Below are 300 nucleotides of genomic sequence, written 5' to 3'. Positions count from 1 at the left end.
CCGCTTCCATAAACTGGGGTTCGATACCCTGGTACACTTCGGCAGGTAACACCTGTTCCAAATAGGGCTTTGCCTGGATATAGCTCAGGGCAATCACGGCATTACTGGTGGGTGCCAGCTCTTTGCGGCCTTTCATAAAAGACCAGGCCTGGCTGCGGCCCTGTTCGGTGCAATAATAAGCGTAATGCTGGGACAGCTCGACCAGATCCCGTTCAACCGTGCGTTTGTGACAAGGGAAGGAAAGATTGAGTTTTTCCCAGATCGCCCGAGTAGTGATCGGCGTCAGGGGCTCTTCCGGAA

At 54.0% G+C, this 300-nt stretch carries 1 protein-coding gene; it reads right to left on the bottom strand.

Translation table 11 applies throughout. The features are described from left to right. Positions 1-300: hypothetical protein (locus tag Q4563_RS18710; RefSeq protein ID WP_303605583.1), on the bottom strand; the 300-nt coding region annotated here is incomplete at both ends.

The organism is Gilvimarinus sp. 1_MG-2023 (genome assembly GCF_030548285.1).
Note: the sequence above shows the minus strand (reverse complement) of the source record. Positions and strands in the feature narration are given on the sequence as shown.